The sequence below is a fragment of the Bacillus solimangrovi genome, from assembly GCF_001742425.1.
In the GTDB taxonomy this organism is placed as follows: domain Bacteria; phylum Bacillota; class Bacilli; order Bacillales; family Bacillaceae_N; genus Bacillus_AV; species Bacillus_AV solimangrovi.
Genome location: NZ_MJEH01000005.1, coordinates 79,293 through 102,838, shown reverse-complemented (window position 1 = coordinate 102,838; position 23,546 = coordinate 79,293). Strand labels below are relative to the sequence as shown.

General features: G+C 36.8%; 21 protein-coding genes. All 21 read left to right on the top strand.

Annotated elements, in window-relative coordinates; all coding sequences use genetic code 11:
- The coding region (locus BFG57_RS02670) for a ribonuclease J (protein WP_139125038.1) at positions 1–751 on the top strand (751 nt) is incomplete at its 5' end.
- Positions 752–974: 223 nt separating this feature from the next.
- Positions 975–1,715, top strand: a complete 741-nt coding sequence (locus tag BFG57_RS02665) for a ClpP family protease (protein ID WP_069715924.1) — start codon at positions 975–977, stop codon at positions 1,713–1,715.
- Positions 1,712–1,933, top strand: a complete 222-nt coding sequence (locus BFG57_RS02660) for a YlzJ-like family protein (RefSeq protein WP_069715921.1) — start codon at positions 1,712–1,714, stop codon at positions 1,931–1,933. The genes BFG57_RS02665 and BFG57_RS02660 overlap by 4 nt, the downstream gene beginning before the upstream one ends.
- 133 nt (positions 1,934–2,066) lie before the next feature.
- The gene (locus tag BFG57_RS02655) at positions 2,067–4,436 is read left to right on the top strand and encodes an FtsK/SpoIIIE family DNA translocase (protein ID WP_069715920.1); all 2,370 of its coding nucleotides are present in this window, start codon (positions 2,067–2,069) and stop codon (positions 4,434–4,436) included.
- 264 nt (positions 4,437–4,700) lie between these two features.
- Positions 4,701–5,426: a GntR family transcriptional regulator gene (locus tag BFG57_RS02650; RefSeq protein ID WP_069715919.1), complete on the top strand. Its 726-nt coding sequence runs from the start codon at positions 4,701–4,703 to the stop codon at positions 5,424–5,426.
- A 146-nt stretch (positions 5,427–5,572) separates the two neighbouring features.
- Positions 5,573–6,703 (top strand): BMP family lipoprotein, encoded by a 1,131-nt coding sequence (locus tag BFG57_RS02645; RefSeq protein WP_069715918.1) that lies wholly within the window; start codon positions 5,573–5,575, stop codon positions 6,701–6,703.
- Between the two features lie 210 nt (positions 6,704–6,913).
- Complete coding sequence (locus BFG57_RS02640; RefSeq protein ID WP_069715917.1) at positions 6,914–8,440, top strand: ABC transporter ATP-binding protein; 1,527 nt, start codon at positions 6,914–6,916, stop codon at positions 8,438–8,440.
- Positions 8,440–9,501 (top strand): ABC transporter permease, encoded by a 1,062-nt coding sequence (locus tag BFG57_RS02635; RefSeq protein WP_069715916.1) that lies wholly within the window; start codon positions 8,440–8,442, stop codon positions 9,499–9,501. The genes BFG57_RS02640 and BFG57_RS02635 overlap by 1 nt, the downstream gene beginning before the upstream one ends.
- Entirely contained in the window at positions 9,502–10,461 is a 960-nt protein-coding gene (locus BFG57_RS02630; protein WP_069715915.1) for an ABC transporter permease, read from the top strand.
- Positions 10,462–10,734: 273 nt separating this feature from the next.
- Positions 10,735–12,018 (top strand): EF-P 5-aminopentanol modification-associated protein YfmF, encoded by a 1,284-nt coding sequence (gene yfmF / locus BFG57_RS02625; RefSeq protein WP_069715914.1) that lies wholly within the window; start codon positions 10,735–10,737, stop codon positions 12,016–12,018.
- A complete protein-coding gene (gene yfmH / locus BFG57_RS02620; RefSeq protein ID WP_069715913.1) occupies positions 12,018–13,313 on the top strand; it encodes an EF-P 5-aminopentanol modification-associated protein YfmH in 1,296 nt (431 codons plus the stop codon). The genes yfmF and yfmH overlap by 1 nt, the downstream gene beginning before the upstream one ends.
- A gap of 45 nt (positions 13,314–13,358) precedes the next feature.
- Positions 13,359–14,075: an elongation factor P 5-aminopentanone reductase gene (ymfI, locus tag BFG57_RS02615; RefSeq protein WP_069715912.1), complete on the top strand. Its 717-nt coding sequence runs from the start codon at positions 13,359–13,361 to the stop codon at positions 14,073–14,075.
- Between the two features lie 82 nt (positions 14,076–14,157).
- Positions 14,158–14,415, top strand: coding sequence for a DUF3243 domain-containing protein (locus tag BFG57_RS02610; protein WP_069715911.1), 258 nt, complete (start codon positions 14,158–14,160; stop codon positions 14,413–14,415).
- 318 nt (positions 14,416–14,733) lie between these two features.
- Complete coding sequence (locus BFG57_RS02605) at positions 14,734–15,525, top strand: DUF3388 domain-containing protein (RefSeq protein WP_069715910.1); 792 nt, start codon at positions 14,734–14,736, stop codon at positions 15,523–15,525.
- 120 nt (positions 15,526–15,645) lie between these two features.
- Positions 15,646–16,581, top strand: coding sequence for a helix-turn-helix domain-containing protein (locus BFG57_RS02600; protein WP_083249023.1), 936 nt, complete (start codon positions 15,646–15,648; stop codon positions 16,579–16,581).
- 192 nt (positions 16,582–16,773) lie between these two features.
- Entirely contained in the window at positions 16,774–17,352 is a 579-nt protein-coding gene (pgsA, locus tag BFG57_RS02595; protein WP_069715908.1) for a CDP-diacylglycerol--glycerol-3-phosphate 3-phosphatidyltransferase, read from the top strand.
- Positions 17,353–17,409: 57 nt separating this feature from the next.
- Positions 17,410–18,645, top strand: coding sequence for a competence/damage-inducible protein A (locus BFG57_RS02590; protein ID WP_069715907.1), 1,236 nt, complete (start codon positions 17,410–17,412; stop codon positions 18,643–18,645).
- 212 nt (positions 18,646–18,857) lie between these two features.
- A complete protein-coding gene (recA, locus tag BFG57_RS02585; RefSeq protein WP_069715906.1) occupies positions 18,858–19,895 on the top strand; it encodes a recombinase RecA in 1,038 nt (345 codons plus the stop codon).
- A 524-nt stretch (positions 19,896–20,419) separates the two neighbouring features.
- Entirely contained in the window at positions 20,420–21,979 is a 1,560-nt protein-coding gene (rny, locus tag BFG57_RS02575) for a ribonuclease Y (RefSeq protein WP_069715904.1), read from the top strand.
- Between the two features lie 187 nt (positions 21,980–22,166).
- A complete protein-coding gene (locus tag BFG57_RS02570; protein ID WP_069715903.1) occupies positions 22,167–22,964 on the top strand; it encodes a TIGR00282 family metallophosphoesterase in 798 nt (265 codons plus the stop codon).
- Positions 22,965–23,208: 244 nt separating this feature from the next.
- Entirely contained in the window at positions 23,209–23,469 is a 261-nt protein-coding gene (locus tag BFG57_RS02565) for a stage V sporulation protein S (protein WP_069715902.1), read from the top strand.
- Positions 23,470–23,546 lie beyond the last annotated feature (77 nt).

Here is a 23,546-nt window from a genome sequence, read left to right as displayed (position 1 = left end):
GAAAGCTTTATCTAAAATTGTTACAGGTGCTGACCGTCAAATTAGCATTCAAGAAAATGATACTGTTATCATTGCTGCACATGCAGTAGCGGGAACAGAAAAGTCTGTGTCAGACACTATAGATAAACTATTTCGTGCTGGTGCAAATGTTATATATGGTCAGAAACATGTACATGTTACGGGACATGGATGTCAAGAAGAATTGAAACTTATGCTAAGTTTTATGAAACCTAAATTTTTCATTCCTGTTCATGGTGAATATCGATTGCAAAAAATCCATGCTGATTTGGCAATTGCTATCGGATTAGATAAAGAAAATACTTTCTTATTAAAAAATGGAGAATGTATCGAGTTTAAGAATGATGAAGCAAGTTTGAATGGTACAGTTTCTGCTGGTAATGTATTAATAGATGGTCTTGGTGTAGGAGATATTGGTAATATTGTATTACGTGATAGACGATTATTATCAGAAGACGGTGTTCTACTCGTTGTAGTAACGTTAAGTAAAAAAAGATCACTAGTGGTGTCTGGACCTGAACTCTTATCAAGAGGTTTCGTGTATGTGAGAGAATCTGGAGAGTTAATGGATGGAGCGAGTGATTTGATTACGAACTTACTCAATGAATGTATGGAGGCAAAAATTCAAGATTGGTCCACGTTAAAAACGAATATTCGTGAGACGTTAAGTCATTATTTATTTGAGAGAACGAAGCGAAGACCAATGATTCTTCCAATCATAATGGAAATTTGAAGTAAGACACCGTTTTATGACGGTGTTTTTCTTTATGAAGAGACAATGGTTAAGCGTGATGTATTTATTATATTTCGTCCACATAAATGATAGTTTAAAGACGATAAAAAACTTATCATCTTAGGCATGAAATTTGTTTGCTAGTTCATACTAGGCATAGGAAAACATGTTTGTATGTTTGTTCATACTAGAAAGGGGTAAGCGAATGATTCATTTACCTGGGATGCAGATGAATAATGATGATAATCAGCAAGAAGAACAGACTGATCAAGATAAAAAGGATTCACTTATTAATAAACTTCAACAGTTTGGTCAAACCAATTTGCCGAGCCAAGCAGATTCGAATATCCACTGTATGACAATAATTGGTCAGATTGAAGGACATGTACAATTACCACCTCAAAATAAGACAACAAAATATGAACACATTATTCCACAACTTGTCGCAGTTGAGCAAAACCCCAAAATAGAAGGTTTGCTTGTAATGTTGAATACTGTTGGTGGTGACGTAGAGGCAGGGCTTGCGTTAGCTGAAATGATTTCAACAATGTCAAAACCGACTGTCACAATCGTTTTAGGTGGAGGTCACTCTATAGGTGTACCGATCGCTGTTAGTTCAGACTATAGTTATATTGCAGAAACAGCAACAATGACAATTCATCCAGTAAGGTTAACTGGTCTTGTCATCGGTGTTCCACAGACATTTGAATATCTCGATAAGATGCAAGATCGCGTTGTAAATTTTGTAACTAGAAATTCTAATATTACGGAAGATAAATTTAAAGAATTAATGCTGTCAAAAGGAAATTTAACGCGAGATATCGGTACGAATGTTGTTGGACCTGATGCAGTTGAATATGGATTGATTAATGAAGTTGGTGGAGTCGGAAGTGCGATCAAGAAGTTGAACGAACTAATTGAATCAAACAGACCTAGTGAAGAGCATGGGGAGTTGTTACAATGATTCATTATACGACCTTACCGTTAGAACTTATTTTCCCTGCTGAAAATCAAGATTATATGAATCAGACAGTTATTTCTCATAATGGTGTTCAGATGGTTGTTGAACAAGTCTCAGTATCACAATGTCGAATTGTTCGATTATTAAGTAGTAATCCAAACGATTATCTTAATCAAAAATACATGCCTGGAACGATGATGAATATGACTGTTGAAATGTAAGTTAAAGTTTTCATATGCTATAATAAGAAGGCAGCGGGTTCATGCGCTGGCTTTCTTTTTTGTTTTTTTCTAAATACATAATATAAAAAAATGATAAATGAGTAAGGTCTTGTAGAACGATTGGAGTGACATAATGGCTAAAAATAAGAAAAGAAGGAAAGATCCAAAGAAAGGTTGGAAAGAGCAGCTACGCTTTGAATTGGCGGGCTTGTTTTTATTTGCAATTACATGTATTACATTGGCGAAACTTGGTACAGTTGGAGAAATTTTCGTCCAATTGTTCAGGTTCTTTTTTGGTGAGTGGTATATTTTACTCGTATTAGGGATGTTTTCTATCGCCTTATATCTAATCGTAAAAAGGAAAAAGCCACCATTGTTTTCACAACGTCTTTTAGGTGTATACATTTTTAGCCTTGCATTTGTTTTATCGAGTCATGTAAGTTTGTTTGAAAGCTTAATGGCTAAGGCAGTGTGGTCTGAGACGTCGGTTATTAAGAGTACGTGGGAAATGTTTTGGATGGAAGTAAAAGGTGAGTCAACGGTTCATGATCTTGGCGGTGGAATGGTAGGGGCATTATTATTTTCGATGTTTTACGTATTATTTGATGTATTAGGTACGAAGCTGATCGTCTTTGTATTAATGGTTGCTGCTATCATGTTTATAACTGGAAAATCTATGCATGATGTATTTTCAAAGATCTTCACTAAGTTTCGATTATTCATGAAAGAACAATGGACAGGCTTTCTACAGGACTTAAAAAATTTAAAGAATCGCTTATCTCGAAAAAAAACTCGAAAGAAAGAGAAGAATCAGAATCAACAACAATCAAAGTATACTGATAAAGAAGTGGAATCATTAACAACAGAAGAAGATTATATAGAAGAATTTATTGAGCCAGAAATTTCAGATTTTGCTGAACGTGCATATACAGAGCAATCAATTGATCATAGTGAGCAAGAAATCCAAGAACAGCCTATGTCAATGGATTCGGAATTAAAGGAGAAACCTTCTGTACCAGAACAAATAGAGAAGATCGTAGAAGATGCTACTCCTTTAGTTATGAGTGCGATTGAAAATCAAGATTATCAATTGCCACCACTCGATCTGCTTGCAACTCCTCAACATAATGGTCAAAATCTTGAACGTAGAAAAATATCTGAAAATGCTCGAAAGCTTGAGAAGACATTTCAAAGCTTTGGTGTAAAAGCAAAAGTTATGAAGGTGCATTTAGGCCCAGCTGTTACAAAATATGAAGTATACCCAGATGTAGGTGTGAAAGTAAGTAAGATCGTTAATTTAAGTGATGATCTTGCACTTGCTCTAGCGGCCAAAGATATTCGAATTGAAGCTCCAATCCCAGGTAAATCAGCAGTAGGGATTGAAGTACCTAATCAAGAGGTTGCGATGGTATCACTTCGAGAAGTTCTCGAATCGGACAACAATCATACAGATAAGCTCTTGCAGTTTGCGTTAGGGAGAGATATTTCTGGTGAAGCTGTGCTCGGTGAACTTAATAAGATGCCACACTTGCTCGTAGCTGGTGCTACTGGGAGTGGAAAAAGTGTGTGTATCAATGGGATAATAGCAAGTATTTTAATGCGAGCAAAACCACATGAAGTGAAAATGATGATGATCGATCCTAAAATGGTAGAGTTAAATGTGTATAACGGCATCCCACATTTACTTGCGCCAGTCGTAACAGATGCAAAGAAGGCTTCACAAGCACTGAAAAAAGTTGTAGCAGAGATGGAAAGACGTTACGATCTGTTTAGTCATACAGGTACACGTAACATTGAAGGCTATAATACATATATAAAAAGACATAACGAAGAAGAGGATGCCAAACAACCAACATTACCGTATGTTGTTGTAATTGTGGATGAGCTTGCAGATTTAATGATGGTCGCTTCTAGCGATGTAGAAGATGCTATTGCTCGACTTGCTCAAATGGCACGTGCAGCAGGAATTCATCTAATTATTGCAACACAGCGTCCATCAGTTGATGTTATTACAGGTGTCATTAAAGCAAATATTCCATCACGTGTAGCGTTCAGTGTATCGTCTCAAATAGATTCGCGTACCATTCTTGATTCCGGTGGAGCCGAGAAGTTATTAGGACGAGGCGATATGCTCTTTATGCCAGTAGGTGCATCTAAGCCAGTTCGTGTACAAGGTGCCTTCCTATCCGATGAGGAAGTAGAAGAAGTCGTTGATTTTGTTATTTCTCAGCAAAAAGCACAATATCAAGAAGACATGATTCCGAAAGAAGAACCAGAAACGACTGTCGAAATAAATGATGAGTTATACGATGATGCTGTGCAATTAATTTCTGAGATGCAGACCGCATCTGTTTCTATGCTTCAAAGACGCTTTCGCATAGGTTATACTCGAGCAGCACGACTGATTGATGCAATGGAGGCACAAGGTATCGTCGGCCCATATGAAGGTAGTAAACCTAGAGAGGTATTAATTAGTAAGCAAGAGGAAGAAGCAACTTCATAAAGTAATAATTAATAGATTTTTAAAGTTGAAAGAGCCGTTGGTTTTAATAATACCAACGGTTTTTTTTTGAGCCAAAATGGACAAAAGAGTATTTCTGAATATTTTATGTATTTCTACATTAAAAAAAGTAATTAACAATTTTGTGAATTGGTATTTATTAATTAAGAGAAAAGTGTTATATTATTGACGATTGATAAATCAATGTCATACATCAGAAGTCTGATATCCTACAAATAATATGACATAGATGGTGGGGGATTTAAGATGAGGTTAAAACCAGATAACCGTCACCTGTATTTGCAGGTAATTGATCGTTTGAAGAATGATATTGAAAGCGGTGTTTTTAAAGAACAGGAGAAGCTTCCATCAGAATTTGAACTTGCAAAATCACTTGGTGTAAGCCGAGCAACTTTACGTGAAGCACTTCGCGTTTTAGAGGAAGAAAACGTAGTGGTAAGACGTCACGGAGTTGGAACTTTTGTTAATTCCAGACCAGATTTCTCATCAGGAATTGAGGAATTATACAGTGTAACAGAAATGATTAATCGTGGTGGGAAGACACCTGGGACAATCTTTCTTGATTCTTGGTATTATGAAGCGACTGAAGAGGACATCAAACATTTCAAATGTAATGAAGATGATGAATTTTTTTATGTTGAACGTGTTCGTACAGCAGATGATGTGCCTGTCGTTTACTGTGTCGATCGGATTCCAAAAGGGATCTTACCGAAAGATTTTTCGTATGACCAAGAGTCCTTATTCGATGTGTTAGAAAAGCAAGCAAATAGGTTTATTTCTTACGCTGTTACATACATAGAGCCACTTGGCTATTCTGAGAAGGTTTCACCCATTTTGCAATGTGATAAAGATACAGCACTCCTTGTTTTAAAACAAATGCATTATGATTTGAACGATGAACCAGTAATTTATTCATGTAACTATTTTCGAGCTGATAAATTCAGCTTCCATGTTTTAAGAAAACGTGTATAAGACAGAAGTGTCATTCCTTTTAACAATTTTATGAAGAAAAAACGAAAATAGCATTTAATACATCATTAAAGGGGGTGATTTTTTTAACGAGGTTAGACTGAATTTTTAGTAAGTAATATTTATTAATTCCGAAGGGGGAATATATAATGAAAATGAAAAGGTTTACATTTTTACTTGTGTTGCTTTTAGCAGTCGGTACAATTCTTGCAGCATGTGGACAAGGTGGCAATGAAACTAGCAAAGAAGAGAGTAATGAGGGTAGTAACGAAGGTGCAGTAGCAGAAGGTGGAAATGAAGAGTCTGGTATTTTCAAAGTTGCTATGGTAACTGATACTGGTGGTGTTGATGATAAGTCATTCAACCAATCTGCTTGGGAAGGTTTGACGCAATTTGGTGGAGATTTTGAACTTGAAGAAGGAGTAGGCTTCAAATACGCACAATCTAATTCACCAAGTGATTATTTACCAAACTTAAATACACTTGTACGTGATGATTATAACCTCGTATATGGTATTGGTTTCTTATTAGCAGACGATGTAAAGAAAATTGCACAACAAAAACCTGAAGCACAATTAGCAATTGTTGACAGTGTTATTACTGATGATAGTGGTAATACAATTGATAATATCGCTAATATCACATTTAAAGAGCACCAAGGCTCATTCTTAGTAGGTGTTGTAGCAGGTCTACAAACTGAAACGAACAAAGTAGGTTTTGTAGGTGGCGTTGAAGGTGAACTTATTAAGAAGTTTGAAAATGGATTCAAAGCGGGTGTTAAAGCAGTAAACCCAAGTGCAGAAATTGTCGTTCAATATGCAGAAGATTTTGGCGCACCTGAAAAAGGTCAAGCGATCGCGAACACTATGTATGGTAATGGTGCAGACATCATTTATCATGCTTCAGGTGGTACTGGTAATGGTGTGTTCACAGAAGCGAAAAACCGTGCGAAGAATGGCGAAAAAGTATGGGTTATTGGTGTTGACCGTGATCAACATGAAGAAGGTATGCCTGAAAATGTTACATTGACATCAATGGTTAAACGTGTTGACGTTGCAGTATACGATGTATCAAAACAAACGATGGAAGGAAACTTCCCAGGTGGAGAATTATTGCAATTCGGTCTTGAAGAAGATGCTGTTGGAATCGCACCTTCACAAGAAAACGTAACTGATGAATCTCTTCAAAAAGTAGAAGAATTTAAAGAAAAAATTCTAAATGGTGAAATTGAAGTACCTACTACTGATGAAGAATATGAGAGTTACCTATCTGCTCTATAATTGAGAACATACAAGCGCTTTGCTCAATGAAGCAAAGCGCTTGATTTTAACCTTAGGATGATTTAAAGAGTAATAAAGGACTATGTAAAATTTAGGTATAATTTCACAATCTTGCAGAATAGGTATATAGTTATTCTTTCCTAATTTAATAGAAAAACAGTATCTCTGACAAAGACAAAGAGGGTTCTGTTTTTTCGAAGGGGGAGCAGCATGGAACATGTTATTGAGATGAACCAAATTCGTAAAGAGTTTAACGGATTTGTTGCAAACGACAATATTACATTACAACTTAAACAAGGTGAGATCCACGCCCTGCTTGGGGAAAATGGCGCAGGAAAGTCCACCTTAATGAATGTCCTCTTCGGTCTTTACCAACCTGAAGCTGGAGAAATTAAAGTGCGTGGAGAAAAAGTGAAAATTACGGATCCAAATGTTGCAAATGACCTTGGTATCGGTATGGTGCATCAGCATTTTATGCTCGTTGAAAACTTTACAGTCACAGAAAATATTATTCTAGGAAATGAGCTTGTTAAATATGGAACAGTTAATATTAGACAAGCAGCTAAAGAAATCAAACAATTATCTGAACAGTATGGTCTTCATGTAGATCCAAATGCAAAAATTGAAGATATTTCAGTCGGAATGCAACAACGTGTCGAAATATTGAAAACATTATACCGTGGTGCAGATATAATCATTTTTGACGAACCGACAGCGGTATTAACACCACAAGAAATTAAAGAACTTATTCAAATTATGCGTAAGTTAATTCAAGAAGGTAAATCAATTATTTTAATTACCCATAAGTTAAAAGAAATTATGGAAGTTAGTGATCGCTGTACAATTATTCGTAAAGGTAAAGGTATTGGAACTGTTTCTATTTCTGAAACGAATGAAGATGAACTAGCATCTTTGATGGTTGGACGTGAAGTGAATTTCAAGACTAATAAAATGAAAGCATCGCCTCAAGGTGAGGTGTTAACGATAGAAAAGTTAATGGTAAATGATGCGCGAAACATTCCAGCTGTTAAAAACTTAAACCTGTCAGTTAGAGCTGGTGAGATTGTTGGAATTGCTGGAATTGATGGGAATGGACAATCTGAACTAATTGAAGCGATTACTGGATTGCGTAAAGTAGAATCAGGATCTATTCGTTTAAATGGGAAAGAAATTACGAACAACACGCCACGAAAAGTTACGGAGTCAGGTGTTGCCCATATTCCAGAAGATCGTCATAAGCATGGACTCGTACTTGATTTTCAGATTGGTGAAAATATGGTCCTTCAAACGTATTATCAAAAGCCGTATTCAAATATGGGAGTTTTAAACGAAACTGCTATTTATGATAAGGCTCGTTCCTTAATCAAAGAGTATGACGTACGCACACCAGATGAGTATACGCTAGCACGTGCACTCTCAGGAGGAAACCAGCAAAAAGCAATTATTGCTCGAGAAGTCGATCGAAGTCCTGACTTATTAATTGCAGCACAACCTACACGTGGTTTAGACGTTGGTGCAATTGAATTCATCCATCAAAAATTAATTGAAGAACGTGATAAAGGAAAAGCAGTGCTTTTATTAAGTCTTGAATTAGAAGAAGTTATTAATGTAAGTGATAAGATTGCGGTTATTTATGAAGGTGAAATTGTTGATATCGTTGATCCTCAAGAAACGAGTGAACAAGAGCTTGGATTGTTAATGGCTGGAGGAAGCCTTAAGAAAGAAGGTGATAAATAATGCAACGCCTTTTATCTAATCAACGTTTCATTAATATTCTCGTACCGATATTTTCTGTCGTACTTGGATTGATTGTTGGTGCTATCATTATGTTAGTTAGTAATTATAATCCGATTGAAGGGTATTCAGCATTAATTAAAGGTATCGTCGGTGACCCGTACGTAATTGGTGAAACAATTCGAGCAATGAGTCCGCTTATTCTTGCTGGTCTATCTGTTGCATTTGCTTTTAGAACGGGCTTATTTAACATCGGTGTTGAAGGGCAAATGCTTGTCGGATGGTTAGCATCCGTCTGGGTAGGGGTTGCTTTTGAAGGTTTACCAAAGCTTATTCATCTTCCGCTTGCTATCATTGCAGCAGCAATTGCAGGTGCGTTATGGGGATTTGTACCTGGTATTCTAAAAGCTAGGTTTCGTGTGCATGAAGTTATCGTCACAATTATGATGAACTATATTGCTTTACACGTAACGAACTCTATTATTCGTAATTATTTGCTCGTTCCTGGTGAACGTACGGATACGATTCAACCAAGTGCATCATTATCCTCAGAATTCTTGCAAAGTTTAACTGAGTTTTCACGTATGCATTATGGGATTATTATCGCGATAATCGGTGCAGTTCTTATGTGGTTTATTCTTGAGAAAACTTCCAAAGGTTACGAACTTCGCTCAGTTGGTTTTAACCAACATGCTTCGGAATATGCGGGTATGAATGTATCTCGTAACGTTGTCCTTTCAATGCTCATTGCAGGAGGGTTTGCTGGTGTAGCAGGTTCGATGGAAGGACTTGGTACGTATCAATATATGACGATTAACGGAGGCTTCACTGGTGTTGGTTTTGACGGTATCGCAGTAGCGTTACTTGGAGCAAACACAGCTCTTGGCGTTATTTTTGGTTCAGCTTTATTCGGCGGTCTAAAAATTGGTGCGCTAACAATGCAATCATCTGCAGGTGTTCCAACAGAGTTAGTTGAGATTATAATTGCGTTAATTATTTTCTTCGTAGCTTCTGGATACATCATCCGTGTGTTCTTAAACCGTTTCAAGAAGGAGGGGAACTAAATGGATATCATGCACATACTTGAAATTATCATCCCTGCAGCCATTTTCTATGCATCCCCACTTATCTTCACAGCACTTGGTGGTGTATTCAGTGAACGTTCAGGTGTTGTTAACATTGGTCTTGAAGGTCTAATGTTAATGGGGGCTTTCGTTGGTATAGTTGGGACACTTACGTTGCAAGATTCCCTTAGCATAGCAGCCCCATGGGTAGCGATATTAATTGCAGGTGTTATCGGTGGTTTATTCGCAGTATTACATGCTGTGGCCTCGATTACACTACGAGCTGATCAAGTTGTCAGTGGTGTAGCCATTAACTTCTTAGCCGCAGGTTTAACGGTATTCCTTATTAAAAAGATTTATGGAAAAGGACAAACAGACTTTATTGATGAGCGTATTTATAAAATGGATATTCCATTTTTAAGTGATATTCCAATTATTGGGCCATTGTTTTTTAGCAGTGCGTATTTAACCTCATATATTGCAATATTGTTTGCATTTGTAGTTTGGTTTGTCATTTATAAAACTCCATTCGGCTTACGTTTACGAGCAGTAGGTGAACATCCGATGGCAGCAGATACGATGGGAATTAATGTAAAGAGAATGCGTTATACAGGTGTTATCTTATCAGGTGTTTTAGCTGGTATTGGTGGAGCTGTGTATGCGACATCTATTTCAGGAAACTTCTCACATGGAACGATTTCTGGTCAAGGGTTCATGGCACTAGCAGCAATGATCTTCGGTAAATGGCATCCATTAGGAGCATTAGGAGCAGCCTTATTCTTTGGACTAGCCCAATCAATAAGTATTACAGGTGAACAATTACCGTTACTGCAAGATATTCCGAAGGTGTATTTAACAATTGCTCCGTATGTGTTAACAATCCTCGCTTTAGCTGGATTTGTGGGACGTGCTGATGCACCTAAGGCAATTGGAAAACCATATGAAAAAGGGCAAAGATAAAGTTACTTTATTTTTATAAGCATCATTTTAAGTTGAAACTTGATTTGTACACCTTCGTTTTAGTATAAATTGTACTAAAACGGAGGTGTATTTCTCATTTCTTGCAAATTAAGTGAAGAAAAGAGAAAATAAAAGCAATGGTTGGTCATATATGAAAATATTAACATGATGTTTTGCGTATGCTGATAATAGAGAAAAAATGGATGATAATAGTGTGTACAACGCAACATAGTAAAAAATGAAACATTTTATGTTTAAAAAGGAGGAATGAAAATGGAACAAATTGATGAAAAGAAGATCCGTTTAAATGGATTAACACTTCATACAATCACAACAAAAAAATTTAAAACAAATGGAATTGTTTTAAAGATCAAGGCTCCATTACTTGAAGACACGGTTACAACTCGTTCTTTGCTTCCACATGTCTTAGAATCAGGTACACAATCTTATCCAACAGCTACCAAGTTAAGAGGTCGCCTTGAAGAGCTGTATGGTGCAGTTTTATCAAGTGAGGTTGCTAAAAAAGGTGAGAATCATATTATTACGTTGCGTATGGACATTGCTAATGAGAAGTTTCTTTCAACTAATGAACCATTGTTAGAACAAGGTGTTCAACTTCTAGCTGAAGTATTGCAACACCCCGCATTAGAAGATGGCGCATTTAATAATAAGATTGTTGAGCAAGAGAAACGATCATTAAAGCAGCGAATACAGTCAATTTATGACGACAAATTGCGTTATGCTAACATGCGTTTAGTAGAGGAAATGTGCCAGCATGAACCATATCGCTTAAATGTTCATGGGAATATCGATGAAGTTGATTCGATCTCTGCTGAAAGTTTGTATGAAACATACGAGCATATGCTTCATAACGATGAAATTGATCTTTATTTTATCGGTGATTTGGAAGAAAATCAGGCTGAAACGTTAACCGAAAAATATTTCAAGCTACCTATACAGCAATCACGAACAGCAAATAAAACGAATGTTACTCATTTTATTTCACATGAAGAACAGGAGATTATTGAGGAGCATGATGTAAAGCAAGGTAAGTTACATATTGGCTATCGAACAGAGATAACGTATTCAGATAAAGATTATTATGCATTGCAATTGTTCAATGGATTGTTCGGTGGGTTTTCTCATTCTAAGCTGTTTATAAATGTTAGAGAAAAAGCCTCACTTGCGTATTATGCTGCCTCACGTATTGAAAGTCATAAAGGACTGATTTTCGTTATGAGTGGTATCGAATCAAAGGAATATGACAAAGCATTATCTATAATTCGGGAGCAAATGGAAGAAATGAAGCAAGGGAATTTTACCGATGATGAAATAGCTCAAACAAAAGCAGTGCTTAAAAATCAATTGTTAGAAATGATGGATACGGCACATGGATTTATTGAAATGGCATATCAAAATGTATTAGGTGGTATACAAAGAACACCACAACAATGGATTGATGGTATTGAGCGTGTGACAAGAGAAGAGTTAATTAAGGTAGGCGAAACGATTCATATAGACACCATTTATTTCCTAAAAGGAACGGAGGGTGCATAATGGATGTAAATCAATTCTCACAATTAGATGAATCATTATACTATGAGAAGTTACCAAATGGCCTTGACGTATATATTTTACCGAAGAAAGGCTTTCAAAAAACGTTCGCTGTATTCACAACGAAGTATGGATCGATCGATAATCATTTTGTTCCTTTAGGTGAAAAGGATGAATTGAAAGTTCCTGATGGAATTGCTCATTTCCTTGAGCACAAGTTATTTGAAAAAGAGGATGGGGATGTTTTTCAAAGTTTTAGCAAACAGGGTGCATCCGCCAACGCATTTACTTCATTTACACGAACAGCATATTTATTTTCAGGCACGTCAAATGTCCAACAAAACCTTGAAACTTTAATTGATTTTGTGCAAGACCCTTATTTTACTGAAGAAACGGTTGAAAAAGAAAAGGGCATTATTGGTCAAGAAATCACGATGTACGATGATAATCCAGATTGGCGAGCTTATTTCGGGGTTATTGAAAATATGTATCAAAACCACCCAGTGAAAATTGATATTGCAGGTACGAAAGAGTCAATCGCAAAGATTACAGATGAATTACTATATACTTGTTATAATACGTTCTATCATCCGAGTAATATGCTTCTATTTATAGTTGGAGCTGTTGAACCTGAGCGTATTATGCAACAAGTTAGAGAAAATCAATCCCAAAAGGAATATCAAGAGCAGCCACCTATTGAACGTTTTTCTCCAGATGAACCTGAAGCGGTTCATGTAACAGAGAAAGAATTACACATGTCTGTTCAGCGTCCAAAGTGTATGATCGGTTTCAAGGGGAGTGCTCCACAAAAACGAGGAATCGAAAAATTAAAAATTGAGCTAGCAATGAAAGTGCTTTTAGACATGATATTCGGTAAGAGTTCACCTTTTTATGAACAATTGTATGAAGCTGGTTTAATTGATGAAACATTTAGCTATGACTATACAGAAGAGGGAGATTTTGCGTTCGCTATAATTGGAAGTGATAGTAGTGAACCGAAGGAACTGTCAAAACGAATAAAACAAATTGCTTTAAATGAACGCGATAAAGTGTTAACAGAGGAACAATTAGAGCGTATTCGTCGCAAAAAGATCGGTTCGTTCCTTCGGTCATTAAACTCTCCAGAATTTATTGCAAACCAATTTACGAGGTACCAATTCCACGATATGAACCTATTTTCAATCGTTGAAGTATTAGAAAAATTAACATTATCCGATGTAAAAGCTTCTGCAGAAGAGTTGTTTCAAGAAAATCGTTTTACAAGTTTTTATATTTTACCGAAAGCAAGCCAGTCTTAATCGGCTTGCTTTTTCCTGCGAAAATAGAGGAGGGATTGATGGGAAATGGAGAGATGGGCATTTATAACTGGTGCAAGTGGTGGAATCGGTCAAGCAATTGCAAAACGTTTAGCAAAAGATGGTTATAATCTGTATCTACATTATTATCAAAATGAACAAGCTGTAACATCATTACAACATGAATTAGACGTTCCATCTTATGTTATTCAAGCTGATTTAACGAAACCAAGTGCAATCGAAGAAATCAAACAACAACTAACTACTTCGATTGATCTTTGTGTGCATAATAGTGGTCGTTCTGTCTTTGGCTTAATTACTGATATGGACAGTGATACTGTTACAGATATGGTGAATCTACATTGCACTGTGCCTTACTTGTTAACGAAGGAAATTATTCCAAACATGGTTTCCAAACGAAGTGGCCATGTTGTATTTATTACATCGATTTGGGGTGAAATAGGTGCTTCATGTGAAACGTTATATTCAATGGTAAAAGGCGGGCAAAATGCGTTAGTAAAGGCTCTTGCAAAAGAGTTAGCACCTAGTGGTGTATACGTAAATGGTGTTTCACCTGGTGCAGTACAAACGGATATGTTGAATACGTTTAGTGAAGCAGATATACAAATGCTAACTGAAGAAATTCCAGCACAGCGACTTGCTGAACCAAATGAAATAGCTGCAGTTGTAAGCTTTTTATGTTCGAAAGATGCTTCTTATGTAAACGGTCAAATTATTGGAGTAAATGGCGGATGGCATACATAGAACCTTATTTTAAGTGATGATGCATAAACACCAAAGATATAGAGAAACTAAACGTGAATCTACTCTTAAAGGAGTGAAGGTTATGTCAGTACTAGACAATTTTGATACGTGGAAAGAATTTCTTGGCGGGCGTTTGCAACAAGCTCAAAAAGACGGTTTAGATAATCGAACTGTTGAGAATGTTGCGTTCGAAATCGGTGATTACTTAGCACAGCAAGTTGAGCCAAAAAATGCTGAGGAAAGAATTTTAGCAGAATTGTGGAAAGTTGCTTCTGATGAAGAACAACATGCCATTGCAAATATGATGGTTAAGCTCGTTCAAGGAAAAGAAGTGCATTAAAGAGAAAGAGAGAGGAATTTTCCTCTCTTTTTCTGTAGATGAATTTAAATAAATGCTTATTATTTGAAAATATATTGTTTATATTATCGTTAATTTTTCATTTTTTTCTTGATATTGTACTTAACGATTGGATTTTATTCTTTCATTTTTCGTCTATATTTCAAAAGTGCCACAAAACTTTCTTCCTATACAGATTAAAGGGTTTTCTATTGATCTAAAATCATTTATTATAGTAATAAATACAATTTAAACCTACATATACTGGATTTTAAACGAATGAATTAGAGAAAGATGCTTTAATAGTAGAGGAGATTGCGTATGGCAAAAAAAGAGTGGTATTTAGAATATGAAATTTCCAAAAACCGCCCGGGTCTTCTTGGCGACATTTCTTCACTATTGGGGATGCTTGCCATTAATATTGTAACGATCAATGGGGTTGACGATATGCGTCGTGGTATGCTTTTGCTTAGCGAATCTACAGAACAAATTAAGCGACTTGAGTCAATTTTACTTACCATTGATAATATAACGATAAAAAAATTGCGCGAACCTAGTTTGAGGGATCGTTTAGCAGTTCGCCATGGTCGATACATACATCGGGAAAAAGATGATAAAAAGATATTTCGTTTTGAAAGAGACGAGTTAGGAGTACTTGTCGATTTTATGGCGGAATTGTATAAAAAGGAAGGTCACAAATTAATAGGAATTAGGGGCATGCCTCGTGTTGGAAAAACTGAGTCAATCGTAGCTGCAAGCGTGTGTGCAAATAAGCGTTGGTTATTTGTATCTTCCACTCTATTAAAGCAAACTATTCGAAGTCAGCTTATTGAAGATGAATATAATCCTGACCATCTCTACATTATTGACGGAATAGTTTCTACTAGACGTGCTTCAGAACGCCATTGGCAGCTTGTTCGAGAAATCATGGCATTGGATGCAACGAAAGTAATTGAACACCCTGATATTTTTGTGCAAGAAACACAATATACATTGGACGATTTTGATTATATTATTGAATTGCGTAACGACCATGATGAAGAAATAACGTATGAAGTCGTTGAAGAAGCTAACATGTCATCGAATTTTGGGTTTTCGGCGTTTGATTTTTAATTAAGTAGGTGAATTAACTATTAATAATAGTTAAGAAAAAATAGAAAGAACACAATGACTTTCATAATTCACTTATGGAACATCGTGTTTTGTGAGTGGATTTGAAATAGAAAGTATTGGATGGTGTTATCATTGAGTGAATTGGGACAACGCTTAAGACAAGCTAGAGCTGAGCGAAATTTAACATTAGAGCAATTGCAAAATACAACAAAAATTCAAAAGCGCTACTTAGAGGCAATTGAAGCAGGTAAATTTGATGTGATGCCAGGGAACTTTTACGCACGTGCATTTTTAAAACAGTATGCTGAAGCAGTTGGCTTAGATCCTGAACAGCTTTTCCATGAGTTTGCTACAGAAATCCCAAGAGCAGATGATGAAGTACCTGAACGAATGACACGGATTAAGCGTGAGCAAAAGGCTGTATCTACGAGAGGAAGTAAGTTCTTATCTTTCTTACCAACGATACTCGTAATTGTATTAATTTTAGCAATTGCTTTATCTTTTTGGTTTTTTAATCAAAATAAGCCCAGCAATTCTGGAAGCGTAAGTGAGGAATCAGGTTCAGGAGTAGGTGGATATGAGGAAGGGATTACATTACCTTCACAAGAAGAACCTGAGGTTGAGAAACCTAAAGTAGATGAGAATGGGGCAGGAAGTGAAGAACCAGTCACTCCAGTACCAGATGAACAAGAAACTGATGAACCGGCTACAGATGAAATGCAATTAGAGAAAATTAATCAGACGGATGGTAAGACTCCTTTAACAACGTACAAATTAACGGGAACGGATAAGTTTGAGATTACGTTGACTGCTAATAAACCTGAGGGTCGAAGTTATATTGGTGTAAAAAGCAATAAAGGCAAATCATACTTTGCCCAAGAGTTGAATAAAGGTCTTTCTAAAACTTTTGATTTAAGTAGCGAAGAAGAAGTAGAGCTTAATATCGGTCGAACGATAGATATTGACATTTTAGTTAATGGACAACCATTGCCATATGCATTTCCTGCAACTGAGAACGTCCATCAAAAGATCATGATTCAATTTGTGAAAAAATGATATTCCTTAAAGAGTCATCAGTGCAGATGGCTCTTTTCTTGTACAAAATGTGTGTTTCATTTATGTTTGGCTTCAATCTATGATGATTTTAGTTGGATGGATATAATAATTTACAGTTCGGTCAGTTTAATGTAACGTATATTCGGTGAGGTTATAAAATCTAGGGATCGATGATTGAATGGAGGATTAGATGTGAATTTACCTAACAAAATTACATTGTCACGTATTATTTTAATTCCAATTTTAATGATTTTTATGCTTGCTCCATTACCTTTAGGTACGGTGAGTATAGGAAATGAATTATTACCAGTGTCTCATATTATTGGAGCGCTCTTATTTATTATTGCAGCTTTAACAGATTGGATTGACGGTTATCTTGCTAGAAAATATGAGCTTGTTACAACAATGGGCAAATTTCTTGATCCGTTAGCGGATAAGTTACTAGTCTCTGCTGCATTGATTTCACTCGTTGAAATTGGTTTTGCTGCTGCTTGGATGGTTATTGTTATTATTGCTAGAGAATTTGCAGTCACAGGGTTAAGACTTGTTGCTTCTGGTGAAGGAGAAGTGCTTGCTGCAAGTCAGCTTGGAAAGATTAAGACAACTGTTCAGATGATCGCAATTGCAGCATTACTTTTACACGACCAGCCATTTCTATCTTTCGGTTTTCCACTCGGTGGAATCATGTTATGGTTAGCTGTTTTCTTTACGCTTCTATCAGGATGGGATTATTTTTATAAAAACCGATTCATATTATTGAAAAGTAAATAATGTGAAGCACACTTAAATGTTACGAGCAATTTATTTAGAGAAGAAGGGGTGGAGATCGTGAACGCTGAAATTATAGCTGTAGGTTCTGAACTGTTACTCGGACAAATCGCAAATACGAATGCTCAATTCATTTCACGTAACCTTGCTGAAATTGGAGTGAACGTATTTTATCATACTACAGTAGGAGATAACCCAGAGAGGCTAGAGAAAGCGATCAAGCATGCACAAACTCGTGTAGATACGATTATTTTTTCTGGTGGGCTTGGTCCAACAAAAGATGACTTAACAAAAGAGACGATTGCAAAGGTGTTAGGGCTCAATCTTATAGAAGATGAACTTGCATTAGTGCGCATTAGGGATTACTTCAAGAAAGTCAATCGAGCAATGACTGACAATAATCGCAAGCAAGCACATGTATTAGAAGGGTCAACGGTATTTCCTAATGACAATGGTATGGCCCCAGGCATGAGTGTGACGGTTGATCAAATTACTTATCTTTTACTACCAGGTCCACCGAAAGAAATGAAGCCTATGTTTGATAGTTATGTCCGTCCGTTCTTGCTGAATCAATTGCATGAACAAACAGTTATTACGTCAAAGATATTACATTTTTTTGGAATCGGTGAGGCACAGCTTGAAACAGAGTTAGAGGATTTGATTGATAAACAGACTAATCCAACAATTGCTCCACTAGCTTCTGATGGAGAGGTTGTTATACGTTTAACAGCAAAAGCTGAGACGGTAGAAAATGCACAAGCATTGATGGTAGAAACAGAGAAAGAGATTTTTGCTCGTGTCGGGGATTATTTTTACGGATATGATGACACAAGTCTTTTTCATGAACTAGTTAAGTTGCTCAAAGATCGTTCAATAACAGTTGCCAGTGCTGAAAGCTTGACAGGTGGCTTCTTCGGAGAATCATTAACGAATGAGAAAGGGGCATCGACAGTCTTTTCTGGTGGTATGATCACTTATTCGAATGAGGCGAAAATGAATTTGCTTGGGGTTGAAGAAAGTACACTGATTCAGCATGGTGCAGTTAGTGAAGAGACTGCTAGAGAGATGGCTCAAAAGGTGCGTGAGCGCTATCAGTCTAACATCGGAATTAGTTTTACTGGTGTAGCAGGTCCAGCAGAACAGGAAGGAAAACCTGTTGGAACGGTATTTATTGGTCTTGCAGATGCTCATTTAACTGAGGTACATGCTCTTACACTTGCAGGAAGCCGTCATTCTATTCGACTTCGTTCGGTGAAGTACGGTGCATACTATTTATTAAAAAAACTGTTAGGTTGATAAGTTGACAGATAACATAAATACAGAAATAAAAAATGTGTAATAAAATAATCTCCAAAATAAGATATTGTACAACGCTTTTTCCATTTTTGAATGAGATGAAAAACAAAAATAACGAATAAGTGTTCGTTTTTTTCTTGGCAAACTGTTAAAAAAGAGATATGATAATGATAGTCTAAAGAGAAATAGTAAGAGAAAGAGGAGGAATTAAGATGGGTGATCGTCAAGCTGCATTAGATCAAGCATTACGTCAAATAGAGAAAAATTTCGGTAAAGGATCCATTATGAAATTAGGAGAACAAGCAGAACAAAGGGTGTCAACAATCCCAAGTGGATCACTTGCATTAGATATTGCTCTTGGAGTAGGTGGCTATCCACGTGGGCGTATTGTTGAAGTATACGGTCCAGAATCTTCTGGTAAAACAACTGTTGCATTACATGCAATTGCTGAAGTTCAAGCGCAAGGTGGGCAAGCTGCATTCATTGACGCAGAGCACGCATTAGACCCTGTTTATGCTCAAAAACTAGGTGTCGATATTGATGAGTTGTTATTGTCACAGCCAGATACTGGTGAACAGGCGTTAGAAATTGCAGAAGCTTTAGTACGTAGTGGTGCTGTCGATATTATTGTCGTCGATTCAGTAGCCGCACTTGTTCCAAAAGCAGAGATTGAAGGAGATATGGGGGATGCTCATGTTGGTCTTCAAGCACGTCTCATGTCACAGGCTCTTCGTAAGTTATCTGGTGCGATTAATAAATCCAAAACGATTGCAATCTTTATTAACCAAATTCGTGAAAAAGTTGGTGTAATGTTCGGTAATCCTGAGACGACACCAGGTGGACGTGCATTGAAATTCTATTCGACGGTTCGTTTAGAAGTAAGACGTGCTGAGACGTTGAAGCAAGGTAACGATATGGTTGGAAACAAAACAAGAATTAAAGTGGTAAAGAATAAAGTAGCACCTCCATTCAGGCAAGCAGAAGTAGACATTATGTACGGAGAAGGTATTTCTAAAGAAGGTGAATTACTAGACATTGCGACGGATTTAGATATTATTCAAAAAAGTGGTGCATGGTATTCATATAATGAAGAGCGTTTAGGTCAAGGTAGAGAAAATTCGAAGCAATTTTTACGTGAGAATGAAAATGTGAAGTTAGAGGTTCATGAGAAAATCCGTCAACATCATGGATTAGATGAAGAGAGTATTCTAGTAAAAGAGGAACAAGAAGACTTAGACTTTGATGCATAATGAAGAGAGCAGGAAGGGATGTAAGAAGTCTCTTTCTGTTTTTTTTTTATTTTTAGAGGTTGTTCTAAAAGTCCTAGGTAAATTATATTCGAATCTTTTTTTAGCTTGCTTATCTATTCCTCACGTATCTGGATGTTTATGTTATCTTTGGCACCTTCTTTATTTGAATACGCATTTTAAAATTGAAATCGATAACAACGATGATCAATTGATAGAGGATTTCGTAAAAAGTTGATCAAATCAACTGTAAAAATTGGAAAAAATGAAAAAATATTGTGAAATAATGCCGTCAGTCAACATCGATCTCTTGACAAGCATTTGTGCCAACTTTACAATTAATATGTATAATTTCAAAATAAAATATTTGGAATTTGACATGGCTTTGTGCTGTAAGTAACTCAATTATGAAAACAGCTCATAAAATGCCGACACAAATGAAATGGACTGTATGCGTATTTGTACAGAAACCTGTGCAATTAAACATACACTACGAAACAATTTGATAGCAAGAGGAGGTGAAGAATATGAATGCGTTAGTAATCATCTCCGCTTTGCTTGGCATCATCGTCGGAGCAGTTGTTGGCTATTTCGTGCGAAAATCTATTGCAGAAGCGAAAATTTCGAGTGCCGAGCATGCAGCGCTACAAATCATTGAAGATGGCAAGCGTGAATCAGAGGCATCGAAAAAGGAAGCGCTTCTTGAAGCGAAAGATGAAATTCATAAACTTCGTACAAGTGCGGAAAATGAAATCCGTGAACGTCGTACGGAGCTACAAAAACAAGAAAATCGTCTGATGCAAAAAGAAGAGAATTTAGATCGGAAGAGTGTGACGCTTGACCAGCGTGAAATAATGCTTGAGAAGAAGGAACAATCTCTCGTAGCAAAACAACAGCAGATTGAAGAAATGGAAAGCAAAGTGGAAGAGTTGTTGCATAAGCAACAGCAAGAATTAGAACACATTTCCGGATTATCTCGTGAAGCAGCAAGAGAGCTTATTATTCAAGAGACGGAAAAAGAGCTTTCTCATGAAACTGCGATTATGGTTAAAGAGAGTGAGAATCGTGCGAAGGAAGAGGCAGACAAGCGTGCAAAAGAAATTCTTTCTGTAGCAATTCAGCGTTGTGCAGCTGACCATGTTGCTGAAACAACAGTTTCAGTTGTTAATTTACCAAACGATGAGATGAAAGGTCGTATCATAGGTCGTGAGGGACGTAACATTCGTACAATTGAGACGCTTACAGGTATTGATTTAATTATTGATGATACACCTGAAGCTGTTATTCTGTCTGGTTTTGATCCTATTCGTCGTGAAACAGCACGTATTGCACTTGAAAAACTTGTTCAAGATGGGCGAATTCACCCAGCACGAATTGAGGAAATGGTTGATAAATCTCGTCGTGAAGTAGATGAGCACATTCGTGAAGTTGGTGAAGAAACGACGTTTGAGGTAGGAGTCCACGGACTACATCCAGATTTAATAAAGATCTTAGGACGATTAAAGTATCGTACAAGTTATGGACAAAATGTGTTGAAGCATTCAATGGAAGTTGCTTATCTCGCTGGATTAATGGCCGCTGAACTTGGAGAAGATGAAAGTCTTGCTCGTCGTTCCGGTTTATTACATGATATCGGAAAAGCAATTGACCATGAAGTGGAAGGTAGTCATGTTGAAATAGGTGTAGAGCTAGCGACGAAATATAAAGAACATCCAGTCGTAATCAACAGTATAGCTTCGCATCATGGTGATACCGAACCAACATCAATTATCGCGGTACTAGTTGCGGCTGCTGATGCGCTATCGGCTGCTCGTCCGGGAGCACGTAGTGAAACGTTAGAAAACTATATACGCAGATTAGAGAAGTTAGAAGAAATCTCTGAATCCTTTGATGGGGTCGAGAAATCCTTTGCGATTCAAGCGGGTCGAGAAATTCGTATATTAGTTAAACCAGATACAGTGGATGATCTTGAGGCACATCGATTAGCTAGAGATATCCGTAAGAAGATTGAAAATGACTTGGATTATCCAGGACATATTAAAGTCACTGTTATACGTGAGACTAGAGCTGTAGAATATGCGAAATAATTTGCTCGACATAAAAAGTAAAGTGGTAGCAAGCCACTTTACTTTTTTTCTGTCTATCATTATGTTGAGATGCTAGAGCTTAGTTTCTGACTACATAGAAGTTTCACTGTAACTTGATTTTTGACTTTAATTTATGTGAAACTAAAACGAACAAAAGGTTACTTTCATAGAAAGAAGGAATTATTGAATGAGAATTCTGTTTATTGGTGATGTTGTAAGTTCACCTGGGCGTGAAATGGTGCAAGAGTATGTACCGAAATTAAAGAAAAAATATCATCCTGATGTAACGATTATTAATGGGGAAAATGCCGCAGGGGGCAGAGGAATCACACAGAAGATTTACCGTCAATTAATGGGCGCAGGTGCACAAGTAATTACAATGGGAAATCATACGTGGGACAATAGAGAAATTTTTGAGTTTATAGATGATACACCAGCACTTGTTCGACCGGCTAATTATCCAGATGGTACTCCTGGTAAAGGTTATACAATTATTAATGCAAACGGAGTTGAAGTTGCTGTTGTAAATGTCATGGGGCGCACATTTTTACCACCTATTGATTGTCCATTTCGTAAGATCGATGACTTATTGATGGAAATTCGTAAACGTACTCCACTTATTTTTATAGATTTTCATGCTGAGGCAACAAGTGAGAAGCAGGCATTCGGTTGGTATGTAGATGGACGTGCGTCAGCAGTTGTTGGAACACATACACATGTGCAAACAGCAGATAATCGTATTTTGCCTGAAGGAACAGCGTATATGACAGATGTTGGGATGACGGGACCATATGATCACATTTTAGGGATGGATAGGGAAGCTGTTATTCGTAAGTTTGTAACACAATTGCCAGTTCGTTTTGAAGTACCTAAGGTTGGGCGCACACAGCTTAGTGGAGTGGTGATCGATCTTGATAAGAAAACTGGTAAAGCGAAAAAGATTAATCGCATTTTAATAAATGAAGATCAACCTTTCTTTGAGTAATGAGGCAAGTTGTAAGATTAAGTACAAGTTATTTTACGTTCAAAATTATTAAGAACCGTTTAATTACTAAAATTGTGTTGTTAGTCTTTACCAACCGTATAGTTGATTTGTGATTATTCTCAAATATGTAATATAATGCATTTTTCTAAAAATTCAATCCATTTAGCAGGAATACAATCTCCTTTCGTGAATATAGTTAGTAGGGAATGAAAAGACCACTAATTCGATCAAGGAGGTTCCAGAAATGGAAATATTAAAAGTTTCAGCACAATCAAACCCAAATAAAGTAGCTGGTGCGCTTTCAGGTGTTATTCGTGAGCGCGGTGGAGCAGAGATCCAAGCAATTGGAGCTGGTGCACTAAATCAAGCAGTGAAGGCAGTAGCAATCGCGAGAGGATTTGTTGCACCGAGCGGTGTGGACTTAATCTGTATTCCTGCATTTACTGATATAATGATTGATGGTGAAGAACGAACTGCCATTAAATTGATCGTAGAACCTCGATAACGAATACAAACCTGTTTGTTCATTTGATGAACAGACAGGTTATTTTATTTTCACAAAAATTATTATTTAGAGGTAGT